General features: G+C 60.7%; 8 protein-coding genes, 2 tRNA genes, 3 rRNA genes and 1 pseudogene. 7 read left to right on the forward strand and 7 right to left on the reverse strand.

All coding sequences use genetic code 11. From position 1 onward, the window contains the following. Positions 1-131: 131 nt before the first annotated feature. Positions 132-473 (forward strand): tryptophan synthase subunit beta, encoded by a 342-nt coding sequence (locus HU772_RS24110; RefSeq protein ID WP_186662649.1) that lies wholly within the window; start codon positions 132-134, stop codon positions 471-473. A gap of 103 nt (positions 474-576) precedes the next feature. On the opposite strand, the gene lapD is transcribed toward HU772_RS24110, so the two are convergent. Together lapD and lapG are read right to left on the reverse strand one after the other, a co-directional pair. After that, positions 577-2,523: a cyclic di-GMP receptor LapD gene (gene lapD, locus HU772_RS24115; RefSeq protein ID WP_186662641.1), complete on the reverse strand. Its 1,947-nt coding sequence runs from the start codon at positions 2,521-2,523 to the stop codon at positions 577-579. A 10-nt stretch (positions 2,524-2,533) separates the two neighbouring features. Next, a pseudogene (lapG, locus tag HU772_RS24120) lies at positions 2,534-3,294 on the reverse strand (cysteine protease LapG). A 210-nt stretch (positions 3,295-3,504) separates the two neighbouring features. On the opposite strand from lapG, the gene HU772_RS24125 reads away from it, so the two are divergent. The 6 genes from HU772_RS24125 to HU772_RS24150 all read left to right on the forward strand — a co-directional run bounded on the left by HU772_RS24125 (position 3,505) and on the right by HU772_RS24150 (position 11,052). Further along, on the forward strand, positions 3,505-4,197 hold the full coding sequence (locus HU772_RS24125; protein ID WP_186662643.1) for a GntR family transcriptional regulator: 693 nt from the start codon (positions 3,505-3,507) through the stop codon (positions 4,195-4,197). A gap of 52 nt (positions 4,198-4,249) precedes the next feature. Further along, complete coding sequence (locus tag HU772_RS24130; protein WP_186662644.1) at positions 4,250-4,813, forward strand: thioesterase domain-containing protein; 564 nt, start codon at positions 4,250-4,252, stop codon at positions 4,811-4,813. Between the two features lie 599 nt (positions 4,814-5,412). After that, positions 5,413-6,189, forward strand: coding sequence for a DUF3050 domain-containing protein (locus HU772_RS24135; RefSeq protein WP_186662645.1), 777 nt, complete (start codon positions 5,413-5,415; stop codon positions 6,187-6,189). Then, positions 6,186-7,115 carry a diiron oxygenase gene (locus HU772_RS24140; protein WP_186662646.1) on the forward strand — a complete coding sequence of 310 codons (930 nt, stop codon included), beginning with the start codon at positions 6,186-6,188 and terminating at the stop codon, positions 7,113-7,115. The genes HU772_RS24135 and HU772_RS24140 overlap by 4 nt, the downstream gene beginning before the upstream one ends. Before the next feature lie 10 nt (positions 7,116-7,125). Next, complete coding sequence (locus HU772_RS24145; protein ID WP_186662647.1) at positions 7,126-10,554, forward strand: amino acid adenylation domain-containing protein; 3,429 nt, start codon at positions 7,126-7,128, stop codon at positions 10,552-10,554. Positions 10,555-10,584: 30 nt separating this feature from the next. Next, positions 10,585-11,052 carry an SRPBCC family protein gene (locus HU772_RS24150; protein WP_186662648.1) on the forward strand — a complete coding sequence of 156 codons (468 nt, stop codon included), beginning with the start codon at positions 10,585-10,587 and terminating at the stop codon, positions 11,050-11,052. 363 nt (positions 11,053-11,415) lie between these two features. Here HU772_RS24150 and rrf (HU772_RS24155) read toward each other — a convergent pair. From rrf (HU772_RS24155) to HU772_RS24175, 5 genes are all read right to left on the reverse strand, one after another. After that, a 5S ribosomal RNA gene (gene rrf / locus HU772_RS24155) occupies positions 11,416-11,531 on the reverse strand. A gap of 111 nt (positions 11,532-11,642) precedes the next feature. Then, a 5S ribosomal RNA gene (gene rrf / locus HU772_RS24160) occupies positions 11,643-11,758 on the reverse strand. Positions 11,759-11,891: 133 nt separating this feature from the next. Beyond that, positions 11,892-14,784, reverse strand: a 23S ribosomal RNA gene (locus HU772_RS24165). Between the two features lie 245 nt (positions 14,785-15,029). Further along, positions 15,030-15,105: transfer RNA gene (locus HU772_RS24170), tRNA-Ala, on the reverse strand. A 24-nt stretch (positions 15,106-15,129) separates the two neighbouring features. Beyond that, a tRNA-Ile gene (locus tag HU772_RS24175) sits at positions 15,130-15,206 on the reverse strand. Between the last annotated feature and the right edge of the window lie 72 nt (positions 15,207-15,278).

Genomic DNA, 15,278 nt, shown 5'->3' on the forward strand with positions numbered 1-15,278 from the left:
CCGCCGTGGAGCACGGGCTTTCCCAAGCCATCCCTTCACGCGCATACTCGTGCGCCGGGCTTACATGCCCGGCAAACTTTGCCTATGCTGCTGACTACCCAAAAGGATTCATCGTGACGAGGGACGCCGCCATGTTCTACGTGCAACGCGACGCCGAGGGCGGGTTGCTGCGAGTGGAAGCCGCCGCGTTTGACGGTTTTACCGACATGGTCCCGGCAGACAATGCCGAGATCCAGGAATGGTTCGCCGACGACGTTGTCGAGAACAGCCTCAAGCAGCTCAAGCAAAGCGACCTGGACATGATCCGGGTACTCGAAGACCTGATCGAAGTGCTGACGGCCAAGGGCGTGTTCAGCATCACCGACCTGCCACCCGGCGCACAGGCCAAGCTGCTCAACCGCTCCACCGCGCGCAAGGCGCTGGGCGGCCTGAACAACCTGATCGAGGAAGACGAGGAAGGCGGGTTGATCTGATCACCCGATCATTGATCGCACCTGTGGGAGCGGGCTTACCCGCGAATGCGCCTGTGAAGCCATCAACGCTTTCGCGGGTAAACCCGCTCCCACAGGGTTCCACTCAGCGCCAGGGCGCCGGCTCACCCACCAACTGGCCCTGAATCCCCTGCACGCCCATCTCGCGCAGCACCTTCAATTCACCTTCGGTCTCGACCCGCTCGGCAATCAACGGCAGGTCGATACTGTGCGCCGCGCGCTGGATGGCCTCGATGAACAAGTGCTTGTGCCGTTCGTGGTCGATGTTGCGGATGTAGCCGCCATCGATCTTCAGGTAGGCCAGCCCCAGGTGGGCCAGGTTGCCGATCATGCTGAAGCGCCCGCCGAAGCGCTGCAGCGCGAGGCTGAAGCCGAGCCCGCGCAGGCGCCGGGTCAGTTGCTCAAGCACTGCTTGCTCGGGTAGCTGCTCTTCGCCGATCTCGAAGGTCAACCGCGGCCCCAGGGCGTTGTGCTGCCCCAGCAGTTCATAGACCCGCTGCAACGCCTTGGGATCGGCCAGGGTGGCGGCGGACAGGTTCAGCGCCAGCGACTCACCATGCCCCTGCAGGTGCCGGAGGACCTTCTCCAGCACCAGCAGGTCCAGGCGCGCCATCCAGCCGAAACGCTCCAGCCAGGGCAGGAAGCGCCCCGCCGCCAGGGCTTCGCCCTGGGCATCGTGCAGACGTGAAATGACCTTGTAGTGCAGCACCTTGTCGGGCGCCTTGCTATCGACCACCGGCTGGAAGAACAGCTCGAACTGCCCCTTGGCCAGCGCCTGGTCCAGGCGTGTGTGCCAGGCGTGGTGGCTGTCGGCGGCCTGGCCTGCGGCGCCCTGCTCCAGGCATACCCAGCCTGGCGCCGGTTGGCTCTCGGCGCGGGCCAGGGCTTCGTCGGCCAGCTTGAGCAGCGCCTGCGGGGCATCGCCCGGGCTGTAAGGCGCCAGGCCGATGCAGGCCACCGGGTCGACATCACTGGCGCCAGTTTCATGCAGGCTCTGCAAGGTAGCCTCCAGGGCCTGGGCCAACTGGATCGCCTCGTCATGGACCATGCCCGGCGCCAGCACGGCGAATTCGCCGCCACGGCTGCGGGTGATCAGGTCGTTGGTCTCGGGGAAATTGGCGCAGGTGCGCCGCAGCTGTTCACCCACCGCCTGCAGCAACTGGTCGGTGCGCTGGCCGCCCAGCCGGGCATTGAGGCCGGCCAGGTCCTGCACGCGCAGCAGCAACAGGTAGCCGGCGCGAGCCTCCTCCAGGTTACTGACACGGGCGTTGAGCTGCATTTCGAAATAACGACGGTTGGCCAGGCCAGTGAGGCTGTCCTGGTACGATTCGGCGCGCAGCTTTTCGCTGCGCTCGGCCTGCTCGGTAAACAGGGCCTTGAGCTTCTCGACCATCTGGTTCATCGCCTGCACCACCCGACGCAATTCCGGCGTGCGCGGCAACTCCGGCAGGCTGAGGAATTCGCGGCGGGCAATGGCATGGGACTGCGCCACCATGTAGTCCAGCGGCCGCAGTTGCCGGCGCAGCAGCAGCGCGCCCAGCACCGCGCTCACCGCGCCGCACAGCAGCAGCCAGCCAAGGCTACCCAGGGCGCTCTGCCACAATTTGGCCAGGGCGAACATCGGGTGGCTGATCACCTCGACCCGCGCCGCCTGCTGCCAGCCACGGCTGACGATGGCGTCGCCGCCAGCCGGTTCAAGGCCGATCAGGTGGATGAACCAACCCGGTACGCCACCCGTGTCGGGCTCGGCATGGCGCTCGACCAGCACGGCATTGGAGTCCAGGTCGATGACCTTGATGCTGGAGTAATAGCCACTGTCGAAGATCGAGCTGACCATCAGCTCGACCATCGCCGGGTCGTCGATATTCGGCGTCAGCGACAGCGCCAGCGCAGTGGCCGCGTCCTGGGCATGGGAGCGCAGCTGGTTGACGTACTGGCTGCGCGAGCTTTCCAGGCTGACCATGAAGCTGCCACTGAAGGCGACCACCAGGAACAGGCAAATGGCTAGCAGCAATTGTTTGAACAGTGACATCTGTGCTCCTTCAGTAAACCGGTTCGGCCGGGAAGCCTTCGGCCTGCATTTTCTTCAGCAAGTCTTGCCAGCGCGACAGGCGCTTGGTGTCGCCAACCTTCTTGTTGCCGGCGGCGCCGGTCAGCCACAGGCCCTCGCCGTTGAAGGCGTACACCGGCAGCAGGTCGGTGCGTTGGCTGGCCGGCTTGATCGCGTCCATCAGGCTGTCGAGCACCAGAGGCTGGGCCTGTGGGCTTGAATAATAGGTCAGGACCATGTGCGCGCGGTTCTGGCGCAGGGCCTTGACGTAGGTGATGCGCAGTTTTTCCGCAGGGATGCCCATGCGCCGCAGGCTGAAGTACTTGGCGATGGCATAGTCCTCGCAGTCGCCAGCACCCTTGATCAGCGACTGGACTGGCGTGGCCCAGTAGTCGACCTCATGCCACAGGTCGATGTCCTCGACATAGCGCAATTGCTTGTTGAAGAACAGGTTGACCACCTGCAGTTGCTCGAGCTCGGTCCCCTGCTTCTGGGTCGCCAGCAGGTTCTGCCAGGCGTCGATGCGTCCCTGCCCAGCCCCCAGAGGCCCATAGAGCGCCTGGGCGCGGCGGCTGATCTGGGAGAAGTCCCAGTCCGCCTGCGTACCACCCAGCAACAGGCAGCCCAGCAGCAAGGCCAGCCCGAGACGGCGCGCGGTCGCATGGAGGGTCCAGGGTATCGCCACTGCGGCACCTGTTCTGATCGTTTGAAAGCAGCGATGGTGCGGGCAGCGCTGCCAAAAGACAATGGCATCGTGCGATCACGCCGCCAACGGTCGGCAAACCCGCTTCGTACAAGGTCTGACACCGTTGTCTGGCTTCCCAAGGCCGCCGACTTGCTTCACGATAGCCGCGTTTTTCGATCACGCTGCGGCATCGGCGCCGATCAATCCGTTTGACAAGCCCCCTCCACCCTCACTAGGGTTATTGGATCCAATATTGACGTTGCCGAGGCGAACCCCGCGTGGCTGACAAACCCAAACTCCTGAGCACCGTGCTGGGCAGTGAACAGGTGCCAGCGCACCTGGCCCGCGGTGTCATCGAAGAGCGCCTGCGCAGTGCCATCCTCGACGGCCGCCTGGCCCCTGGCACAGCCCTGCGCCAGCAAGAGCTGGCCACCCTGTTCGGCGTCAGCCGCATGCCGGTGCGCGAGGCCCTGCGCCAACTCGAGGCGCAGTCCCTGCTACGGGTAGTAATGCACAAGGGCGCCGTGGTCGCGCCCTTGATCGGCGAAGATGCCGTCGACACCTATGCCCTGCGCGTGATCCTCGAAACCGAAGCACTGCGCCAGTCGATTCCCCTGCTCGACGCCGAGGATATCGCCCAGGCCAGGGGCTTCATCCGCGAGCTGGAAAACGAAACCCGTCACGCGGAGATCGGCCGGCTCAATCGCCTGTTGCACATGGCGATCTACAGCAAGGCGCACAACCAGAAACTGTTGCGCATGATCGAGATCGAGCTCAACGAAGAGGAACGCTTCCTGCGTTTCCACCTGTCTTCGATGGGCTTGGGCAAACTGACCCAGGATGACCACATCGCCCTGGTCGATGCGGCCAGCGACAAACTGGTGGACGAAGCCGTCGCCTTGCTGGAGGCGCACCTGAACAACGCCGCCCGCACCATCCGCAACTACCTCGATCGGCAATCGGCCAACTGATCGTCCCCAGGTCAACGGGGAGTACGATCCGGCATAAGGAACGGCAGTGCACGTGCAGACACGACAGCAATCCTCGACCGAGACACCGTCCAGGGTCCGCCTGATCTGCCTGGCCTGCACCCGGCAACAACTAATCCAGTACCGCACCTGGGCACACACCCTCAGCGACCCCATCGAGCTGATCGCGATCGACGTGCCCGCCGCGGTGCTGCCTGGCACGCAACCGGCCAGCACGCTGGCCAAAACCCTTGCCGAGCGCTTGCAGCCCTACCTGGCACAACCCCATGCCTTGTTTGGCCAATACCAGGGGGCGCATGTCGCGCTGGCCCTGGCGCATCTGGCCGAGAGCGCCTACCCCGGGCAGACTCAGCATTTGTTTGTTTCAAGCTGTGACAGCCCCGAGTACACCTATGCGGGCATTGCCCACCAGGCCCTCCAGGTCCCCATTACCGTGATGTATCCCCCTGGTTCGCTGGCCGCCATGCTCGGCTGGCACAGCCTGGCAAGGCGCGCGCTGGAGCTGATCGAACTGCCAGCCTCGCCGGTCGACTCATCACTGCTCAACCAGCGCCTGGTGCGCATCTTCAACACCCACCTCGGGCTGCTCGACTTCTAGCCTATAGCCCGCGCCTTACCGGCGATTTCGGGCATTTGCGCTGCCGGGCCTGTTGCAGGCCATGGCAGTGCCAGCATTTTGAGCACACTCTACTCCCCCCGCAGCGGCCGCTGATCATCAGTAGCGGTCCTGGCCGCTTGCGCCTCCATCCACCAGCAGAAGGATCCTGGCACCGGGCAAGGACCGCAAGCGATCAGCCGCCCCTTAAATACCACTCTCCCCAAACTCCGTTTATCAGTGCTCCGAGTGAGGCATTCACTCTGCGTCCGATTTTTCTGATAGTTAATTATCGGAAGGAACACTTATTGCCAAAATAAAACTATTCAAGTGTTTTATTCGGACAACTATTATTTAAAAAACCAACACAACTAAAATAGTTAAAAAAACAATTGCAGCACACTTACAAGTTGATCTAACTTTTATCTCGCCAAGTACGGGCGGCCCGGACATTCCGTGGTGCCTGGCCTACAGCCCCTACGGCTCTTGCTATCTGTGTGTTATCGAAACTTTCTTCGAGGCCTTCGTTCGCCCCGGGTTTCGAAACACAGAGATCGCTTGGATATCCCACCTCCTGAAACCTGATAAAAATGGAGCGCCTCATGACCGTTTTGAAATGCACACTTTCCGACAAGAAACTTGAACTTTCCCGCCACCCGTTATTCTCCGAAATCGACTCGTTGGAGACATTGCGGCGTTTCATGGAGACTCATGTATTCGCCGTGTGGGACTTCATGTCGCTGACCAAGCGGCTGCAACAGGAACTGACCTGCGTCAGCCTGCCCTGGTTGCCCCCCGCCGATCCGGCCGCCGCGCGCCTGATCAATGAGATCGTGCTGGGCGAAGAGTCCGACGACCGCCTCGATCACGGCCACTACAGCCATTTCGAACTCTACCTGGACGCCATGCGCGAAGTCGGGGCCTGCACCCAGGCCATCGAACGGTTCATCAGCCTCCAGCAACAAGGCATCCCGGCCAGCGATGCCCTGCAGCGCTGCGGAGCCAGCGAGGCCGCGCAACGATTCGTCGGCGAAACCCTCGAAGTGGCTATCGACGCGCCCGCCCACCGAGTCGCAGCAGCCTTCCTGCATGGCCGGGAAAGCGTGATCCCGGCAATGTTCCAGCAAATCCTCGACGCGTGGGGCATCGGCACCGAGCAGGCGCCGACCTTCCGTTACTACCTGCAGCGCCACATCGAGGTGGACTCCGAAGACCACGGGCCTGCCGCGGAACAGTTGCTGGACCGCCTGGTCGACCACGACCCGCTGCGCCAGGAAGACGTCTACGTGGCCGCCATTGCCGCAGTGAACAGCCGCATGGCGCTGTGGGACCGGCTGCGGGCCTCGCTGCAGGCACCAGTCGCCGAGGTCACGCCATGAATGCGCTCGAATACCGTTCCTTCGCCGACGCCTGGGAAGAGCGCGCGACCATTCGCACCCGGCCACGGCGCCGGGTGGAGGATGACCAGCGGCTGATCTACCCGCTCAGCCGCCAACCCCTGGTGCTGGGCGCCACCTTCCAGCGTGAATGCCCGCACCTGCGCGACTTCGTCCTGGTGCAGAGTCTCTACAAGTTCATCAACGATGTAGTGATCTTCGAGACCGAAATCGTCGACCGCACTGCCCGGCGCATCGCCAAGGACCGTTTCGCCGTGCGTTTCCCGTTCGCCTGCCGCTACGACGCCATGACCGTGGTCGTCGACGAGGACTACCACGCCCTGGTGGCGATGGACTTCTTGCAGCAGACCATCGCCCTGACCGGCGTGGAGCCGATCGCCCTGCCCCAGGAGATCGAGCTGAGCCGCGCCATCCCGGCCGCGCTGGAGCAAGTGCCCGAGGCCCTGCGGGACGCCCTGGAGCTGATCTGCGTGGGGATTGCCGAGAACACCCTGACCGACGATGTTGCGGCGTTTGCCCGCGACGATTCGGTCAAGCCATCGGTGAAGGGATTGATGGCTGACCATCTACTCGACGAAGGCCGTCACTCGAGCTTCTGGGCACGGCTGACGCGCCTGTACTGGCAAACCGCCTGCGAGGCAGACCGCCAGGCGCTTGCCCAGGTGCTGCCGGTGTTCCTGCGCCAGTACCTGACCAGCGACATCCAGCAGGCCTTCGACCATGCCCTGATCGCCGCCCTGCCCGTGAGCGAGACGGTGCGCCAGGCTTTGCGCGCAGAAGCGCAGGGGCTGGTCTACCCGATCAATCACCAGCATCCGCTGCTGGGCAACATCCTGCGCTTTTTCCGCAGCAGCTCGATGCTCGAGTCGCCATGCGTGCAAGACGCCCTGCGCGATTACCTGCCCTGAGGACCTGGACATGAGACGCCTCGACATACTCCTGGTGGGAACCAGCCCCACCCTCGCGCAGCTTGCCCAGCGGCTCGGCGAGCACGGCCATGGCATCGCCCTGGCCGCCAACGCCGACACGCTGTGCCAACAACTGAGGTCCGCGCCAAGCCTGGTGGTCGAAGACGGTAGCCTGGCACTGGCCAGCAGTGACTGGCAGCCGTTGGCTAGCACACCACTGCTGCGTTTGCGCCTGGGGGCCAGCTTCGCCGAAACCCTGCCGCGCCTGGAAGTGCTCTGCTGGTGCGGCAGCGCCAGCGCCCAACGCTTGATCAGCCGTGCCACGGTGCCCTCCCCGGCCTCCGGCAACGGCCAGCAATTGCGTATGGATGCGCAACTGGCCTTGGCTGAACAACTGGCTCTGCAGGTCACTCGCTTCGCCCGCAATCCGCAGCACCTGCAGGAGGCTCCCGCGGTCGCTCCCGGCGAACAGGAGCGCGAGCACAGCCTGGACTGGCTTGAAGCCCTGGCCTATCGGCACCCCTTCAACCGCACGCTACGTGCCGACCTGCTGGAAAACGCCGAAACCCAACTGGTCGGTGTGTTGCAAAACAGCCTGCGGCAACATGCGCAGCGCCCGGCGCTGAACCAGGATGGCCAACGCCATAGCTATCGGCAGTTGCATGCCCGCGCACTGGGCATTCAACACGCCTTGCTGGCGCTGCTGCCCGCTGGGCCGAATCCTCCAGTGGTCGCCGTGTGCATGGACAAATCGCCCGCGCTGTATGCCAGCCTGTTGGCGGTACTGGGGGCCGGCGCCATCTACCTGCCGCTGGATCCCGCTACCCCAAACGAGCGCCGCCAGCGCATCCTGGCCGATGCCGGTGCCTGCGTATTGCTGCACGACGGCCAGGGGCCTGTGGATATCTGCGCGCTGGATGTACGCGACCTGCCTGATGCCAGCGATGCTGACTTGCCCGACCTGGCCCTGCGCGAATTGCCTGCGGATCATCCCTGCGTGGCGATCTACACCTCCGGCACCACCGGGCAACCCAAAGGCGTGCTGCTCAGTCAATGCAACCTCACGCACTTCATAGGCTGGTACCGGGAGCATGTCGCGCTGGATAGCCATGGCCGGGTGCTGCAGTTCTCCACCATCGGCTTCGATGCGTCCCTGCTGGATATCCTGCCGACCTTCGCCTGTGGTGCCGAGCTGGTGCTGCCCGGCGAAGATCAGCGGCGCGACCCGCAGCGCTTGCTGCAACTTATCCACAGCCAGGAAATCAGCCACGCCTTCCTGCCTCCCGCCTTGCTGAGCATCCTGCCGCGCGACGCTCACCTGGGCCTGCGCCACCTGATTACCGGGGGTGATGTCTGCGAGCCCGAAGTCATTGCACGGTTATCCGGGCAGTGCCGGCTGCACAACATCTATGGGCCGACCGAGACGACCGTACTGGCAACCACCCGGGTGTTCGCTGCCAACGACAGCAACCGTAACCTGGGGGTACCCATCGCCAACACCCAGGTGTTGATCCTCGACCCCGAGTTGCGGCCGGTGCTCGAGCAGACGCCCGGCGAGCTGTATATCAGTGGCCCAGGTGTGGGCCTTGGCTATCTGAACAATCCAGCCCTCAGCGCCGAGCGCTTCGTCGAGCTCGACCTGCCGGATGGCCGTCGCTTACGCGCCTATCGCACTGGCGATATCGGCAAGTGGAGCGAACACGGCATCGAAATGTGCGGGCGTCACGACAACCAGGTGAAGATCCGCGGCTTTCGCGTCGAGCCCGAGGAGATCGAGCACTGCCTGCGCGACAGCCGCCTGTACGGCCAGGTCGCGGTGGTGATCGACCCCCAACGCAGGGTACTGGCGTTCGTCGCCCACCCCGAATGTGACAGTGCCGAACAGCGCTTGCGCGCCCACGCCGAACGGCAGTTGCCCGACTACATGCGCCCGATGTTCTACCAGGTGCTGGAGCGCATGCCGTACACCGCCAACGGCAAGGTAGACCGCCAGAACCTGGCAATGCGGCCCTTGGCGCTACCGAGCAGCCAGCGCCTGGCGCCACGAACGTCTACCGAGCAGCGCCTGGCCGGCCTGTGGAGCACGCTGCTGGACCTGCCGGAAGCGGACATCTCCAGCGACGACAGCTTCTTCAATCTCGGCGGCCACTCGATCCTGCTGTCGCGCTTGTTGCTGGAGGTTCGCCAGCAGTTCGGCCAGGGCGTGGCAATCAACCGGTTTATCGAGCAACCGACCCTGCAACGCCTGGGAGCGCTGCTCGATGGTGACGACGACGGCGCTTGCACATCGCAGGCACGCCTGGAGCAGGACGCCAATCGCGCGCTCGACCTGCAGGTGCTGCCAGTGGATCGCCTGGGTGATGTCCACAAGGTGATCGTCACCGGGGCCAACAGCTTCCTCGGCGTGCATCTGGTCGAAGCCCTGCTGGACTGGGGAGCCAGCGAGGTGGCCTGCCTGGTGCGCCGTGGCGGCGGGCTCTCGGCTGCCGAACGCTTCGCCCAGGCGCTGCGCGACAACCACATCACCCTGGACCTTAGCCGCGTGCGGGTGTTCGAGGCCGACCTGCGCAAGCCGCGCCTGGGGCTTGCCCAGCACGACTACGACTACCTGGACACTAGTTATGGCGCCCTGCTGCACAACGCGGCGCAGGTCAACCATGTGCTCGACTACCAGGCACTGGCAGCCGATAACATCGAGCCACTGTTCGAGTGCCTGCGCTTGTGCGAAGGGCGCCGCAAGAAGATCTTCAACTTCGTCTCGACCCTGTCCGCCTGCAGCGCGGTTGACGATGAAGGGCGTGTGCTGGAAACAGACCCGGCGCCGACCCCGCCCATCTACATCCGCAATGGCTACAACCTGAGCAAGTGGGTCGGCGAGCGCATCCTCAGCCGCGCTCGCGAGCAAGGGGTGTGGGTCAACCTGTACCGCCCCGGCAACATTACCTTCGACAGCCGCACCGGCGTCTGCCAGCCCCAGCGCAATCGTCTGATGCTGATGCTCAAGGGCTCTTTGCAGTTGGGCCAGGTCCCAGGCCTGGAGATCGATTTCGACCTCATGCCGGTGGACTTCCTGGCCCGCTTCATCGCCTTTCATGGCAGCCGCCACCAGGCAGGCCAATGCGTGTTCAACCTGCACAACCCCGAGCCGCTGCGCTGGCGTGACTACCTGGCTTCGTTCCGCACCCTGGGCCATGCCTTCGAGCTGGTCAGTGTCGAGCAGTGGCAACGTCTGCTGAGCCGGGTCGACCGCGACAACGCGCTGTATGACGTCCTGGGTTTCTACCTGGACGGTTTCGAGGAGGACATCGGCGACATCTCCAACATCGCCCATGACAACGCCCGTGCCGGCGTGCGGCGCATGGGCAGCCACTACCCCAGCAAAAGCCCCGAGCTGCTCAGCCGCGGCGGCCGCTACCTGGCCGAAATCAACTTTATCTGACCCTTTTAGACACAACAGGAGCAATACGACATGCAAGCACTCAAACCCGATACCTTGATCCGCAATCCCAATGGTTGCCAGGTAGTATCCAGCGTCGAGATCGCCGCACCGGCCACCAGCGTGTGGAACATCGTCGGCAACTTTGCGGGTTTCCCGGTGTTCATTCCGGCACTAGCGCATATCGAGATGACAGGCCAGGGAGTCCGCTCGGTGCGCAAGAAGCTGTTCAAGGATGGCAACGTGGTGATCGAACAGTTGAACAGCCGTGACGAGCAGGCCATGCACATGACCTGGAGCCTGATCTACACCAGCCTGAACATCGGCAACCTGTGGGCTGCCATGGAAGTGCAGGCGATCGATGCCAGCCGCAGCCGTGCGACCTGGACCATCCAGGCCGAGCCATGGGAAGGTGGTCCACAGGCGCTGCCGGGCTTCCAAGCGTTCCTGCAGGGCTTTGCCGATGAGGCGATGGGGAATGTGCGCAACCTGCTGAGCTGATACCACAACGCAGGGGGGCATATGCCCCGATAGCAAAAAGGCCGCCCCCAACCAGGGCGGCCTTTTTTTGTCTTGAATATCAGGGATCGAGGGACAGCCTTTCGGGCTGCGCCGACGCGCAAGGAATAGCGTTAGCTGGTAATCCACGCCCCCCCCTGTGGGAGCGGGTTTACCCGCGAACACCGGCGTAGCCGGTGCCAGTCCCTGCGTTGGATGCTTCGCGGGTAAACCCGCTCCCACAGGGGGCGTGCTGTGCCTGAGAATGCTGTTCCCTGCACGAAGAGGCCTGGGGGGCTCGCGTATTGATACACCTGAAAAGACAAAGCCCCCGACCGCATTGCGATCAGGGGCTTCGGAATTGAATCTTGACGATGACCTACTCTCACATGGGGAAGCCCCACACTACCATCGGCGATGCATCGTTTCACTGCTGAGTTCGGGATGGGATCAGGTGGTTCCAATGCTCTATGGTCGTCAAGAAATTCTGTGTGCCGGCTCGTTCCTGAAGAACGCTCCAGCGAATCTCTATACTCTCTACTTAAAGACAAAACCCCTACCTGCTCGCGCAGATAGGGGTTTTGCGAAATGAATCTTGACGATGACCTACTCTCACATGGGGAAGCCCCACACTACCATCGGCGATGCATCGTTTCACTACTGAGTTCGGGATGGGATCAGGTGGTTCCAATGCTCTATGGTCGTCAAGAAATTCTGTTGCCGTGAATGCCTTGCAGCACCCTCAGCCAATTCGGATATGTGATTTGTGATGTTGCGAACTTTCGGGTCTTTCGTCTTCACCACCACAACCTGCTTTCGTGCGCAGATTGCTTGGGTGTTATATGGTCAAGCCTCACGGGCAATTAGTATTGGTTAGCTCAACGCCTCACAGCGCTTACACACCCAACCTATCAACGTCGTAGTCTTCGACGGCCCTTCAGGGGATTCAAGATCCCAGTGAGATCTCATCTTGAGGCAAGTTTCCCGCTTAGATGCTTTCAGCGGTTATCTCTTCCGAACATAGCTACCCGGCAATGCCACTGGCGTGACAACCGGAACACCAGAGGTTCGTCCACTCCGGTCCTCTCGTACTAGGAGCAGCCCCTCTCAAATCTCAAACGTCCACGGCAGATAGGGACCGAACTGTCTCACGACGTTCTAAACCCAGCTCGCGTACCACTTTAAATGGCGAACAGCCATACCCTTGGGACCGGCTTCAGCCCCAGGATGTGATGAGCCGACATCGAGGTGCCAAACACCGCCGTCGATATGAACTCTTGGGCGGTATCAGCCTGTTATCCCCGGAGTACCTTTTATCCGTTGAGCGATGGCCCTTCCATACAGAACCACCGGATCACTAAGACCTACTTTCGTACCTGCTCGACGTGTTTGTCTCGCAGTCAAGCGCGCTTTTGCCTTTATACTCTACGACCGATTTCCGACCGGTCTGAGCGCACCTTCGTACTCCTCCGTTACTCTTTGGGAGGAGACCGCCCCAGTCAAACTACCCACCATACACTGTCCTCGATCCGGATAACGGACCTGAGTTAGAACCTCAAGGTTGCCAGGGTGGTATTTCAAGGATGGCTCCATGAGAACTGGCGTCCCCACTTCAAAGCCTCCCACCTATCCTACACAAGCAAGCTCAAAGTCCAGTGCAAAGCTATAGTAAAGGTTCACGGGGTCTTTCCGTCTAGCCGCGGATACACTGCATCTTCACAGCGATTTCAATTTCACTGAGTCTCGGGTGGAGACAGCGCCGCCATCGTTACGCCATTCGTGCAGGTCGGAACTTACCCGACAAGGAATTTCGCTACCTTAGGACCGTTATAGTTACGGCCGCCGTTTACCGGGGCTTCGATCAAGAGCTTCGCTTGCGCTAACCCCATCAATTAACCTTCCGGCACCGGGCAGGCGTCACACCCTATACGTCCACTTTCGTGTTTGCAGAGTGCTGTGTTTTTAATAAACAGTCGCAGCGGCCTGGTATCTTCGACCGGCGTGGGCTTACGCAGCAAGTGCTTCACCCTCACCGGCGCACCTTCTCCCGAAGTTACGGTGCCATTTTGCCTAGTTCCTTCACCCGAGTTCTCTCAAGCGCCTTGGTATTCTCTACCTAACCACCTGTGTCGGTTTGGGGTACGGTTCCCAGTTATCTGAAGCTTAGGAGCTTTTCTTGGAAGCATGGCATCAACCACTTCGCGCTCTAATGAGCACTCGTCATCAGCTCTCGGCCTTGAAATCCCGGATTTGCCTAAGATCTCAGCCTACCACCTTAAACTTGGACAACCAACGCCAAGCTGGCCTAGCCTTCTCCGTCCCTCCATCGCAATAACTGGAAGTACAGGAATATTAACCTGTTTTCCATCGACTACGCTTTTCAGCCTCGCCTTAGGGACCGACTAACCCTGCGTCGATTAACGTTGCGCAGGAAACCTTGGTCTTTCGGCGTGCGAGTTTTTCACTCGCATTGTCGTTACTCATGTCAGCATTCGCACTTCTGATACCTCCAGCAAGCTTCTCAACTCACCTTCACAGGCTTACAGAACGCTCCTCTACCGCGTCACCAGAGGTGACACCCGTAGCTTCGGTGCATGGTTTGAGCCCCGTTACATCTTCCGCGCAGGCCGACTCGACTAGTGAGCTATTACGCTTTCTTTAAAGGATGGCTGCTTCTAAGCCAACCTCCTAGCTGTCTAAGCCTTCCCACATCGTTTCCCACTTAACCATGACTTTGGGACCTTAGCTGACGGTCTGGGTTGTTTCCCTTTTCACGACGGACGTTAGCACCCGCCGTGTGTCTCCCATGCTCGGCACTTGTAGGTATTCGGAGTTTGCATCGGTTTGGTAAGTCGGGATGACCCCCTAGCCGAAACAGTGCTCTACCCCCTACAGTGATACATGAGGCGCTACCTAAATAGCTTTCGAGGAGAACCAGCTATCTCCGAGCTTGATTAGCCTTTCACTCCGATCCACAGGTCATCCGCTAACTTTTCAACGGTAGTCGGTTCGGTCCTCCAGTCAGTGTTACCTAACCTTCAACCTGCCCATGGATAGATCGCCCGGTTTCGGGTCTATACCCAGCGACTAAAGCGCCCTATTAAGACTCGCTTTCGCTACGCCTCCCCTATTCGGTTAAGCTCGCCACTGAATATAAGTCGCTGACCCATTATACAAAAGGTACGCAGTCACCTAACAAAGTAGGCTCCCACTGCTTGTACGCATACGGTTTCAGGTTCTATTTCACTCCCCTCTCCGGGGTTCTTTTCGCCTTTCCCTCACGGTACTGGTTCACTATCGGTCAGTCAGTAGTATTTAGCCTTGGAGGATGGTCCCCCCATGTTCAGACAAAGTTTCTCGTGCTCCGTCCTACTCGATTTCACTGGCAAGAGATTTTCGTGTACGGGGCTATCACCCACTATGGCCGCACTTTCCAGAGCGTTCCACTAATCTCAAACCAGCTTAAGGGCTGGTCCCCGTTCGCTCGCCACTACTAAGGGAATCTCGGTTGATTTCTTTTCCTCAGGGTACTTAGATGTTTCAGTTCCCCTGGTTCGCCTCTTGCACCTATGTATTCAGTACAAGATACTCAGCTTATGCTGAGTGGGTTCCCCCATTCAGAGATCTCTGGATCACAGTCTGTTTGCCGACTCCCCAAAGCTTATCGCAGGCTACCACGTCTTTCATCGCCTCTGACTGCCAAGGCATCCACCGTATGCGCTTCTTCACTTGACCATATAACCCCAAGCAATCTGGTTATACTGTGAAGACGACATTCGCCGAAAATTCGCATTTCGCTCATTACTGAGCAGAACTCACAAATTTTACCTTAGCCTGAATAACCAGCAGTGAAACTGGCATTCAGTCTATCTATCACATATCCGAATTTTTAAAGAACGATCTGACAAAAGTCAGAAATCAACATTCACATTGGAATGCTCATTTCTAAGTTCTGAGCAGTGCTGCGAAACCTGAAAGAGTGGTGGAGCCAAGCGGGATCGAACCGCTGACCTCCTGCGTGCAAGGCAGGCGCTCTCCCAGCTGAGCTATGGCCCCATTTGACCAGCCGCACCAAGTAATTGGTAGGTCTGGGCAGATTTGAACTGCCGACCTCACCCTTATCAGGGGTGCGCTCTAACCAACTGAGCTACAGACCTATAACAGGGTCGCGTTACAGCATCGTCTTTACACAATGAATCAAGCAATTCGTGTGGGAGCTCATCAGCAGG

It is taken from the genome of Pseudomonas xantholysinigenes (genome assembly GCF_014268885.2).
In the GTDB taxonomy this organism is placed as follows: Bacteria; Pseudomonadota; Gammaproteobacteria; order Pseudomonadales; family Pseudomonadaceae; genus Aquipseudomonas; species Aquipseudomonas xantholysinigenes.

Excerpts from the sequence above, each read along its gene's own strand:
- HU772_RS24110 (WP_186662649.1), top strand. The coding sequence starts at position 132 with ATGTTCTACGTGCAACGCGACGCCGAGGGCGGGTTGCTGCGAGTGGAA.
- lapD (WP_186662641.1), bottom strand. The coding sequence starts at position 2,523 with ATGTCACTGTTCAAACAATTGCTGCTAGCCATTTGCCTGTTCCTGGTG.
- HU772_RS24135 (WP_186662645.1), top strand. The coding sequence starts at position 5,413 with ATGACCGTTTTGAAATGCACACTTTCCGACAAGAAACTTGAACTTTCC.
- HU772_RS24140 (WP_186662646.1), top strand. The coding sequence starts at position 6,186 with ATGAATGCGCTCGAATACCGTTCCTTCGCCGACGCCTGGGAAGAGCGC.
- HU772_RS24145 (WP_186662647.1), top strand. The coding sequence starts at position 7,126 with ATGAGACGCCTCGACATACTCCTGGTGGGAACCAGCCCCACCCTCGCG.
- HU772_RS24150 (WP_186662648.1), top strand. The coding sequence starts at position 10,585 with ATGCAAGCACTCAAACCCGATACCTTGATCCGCAATCCCAATGGTTGC.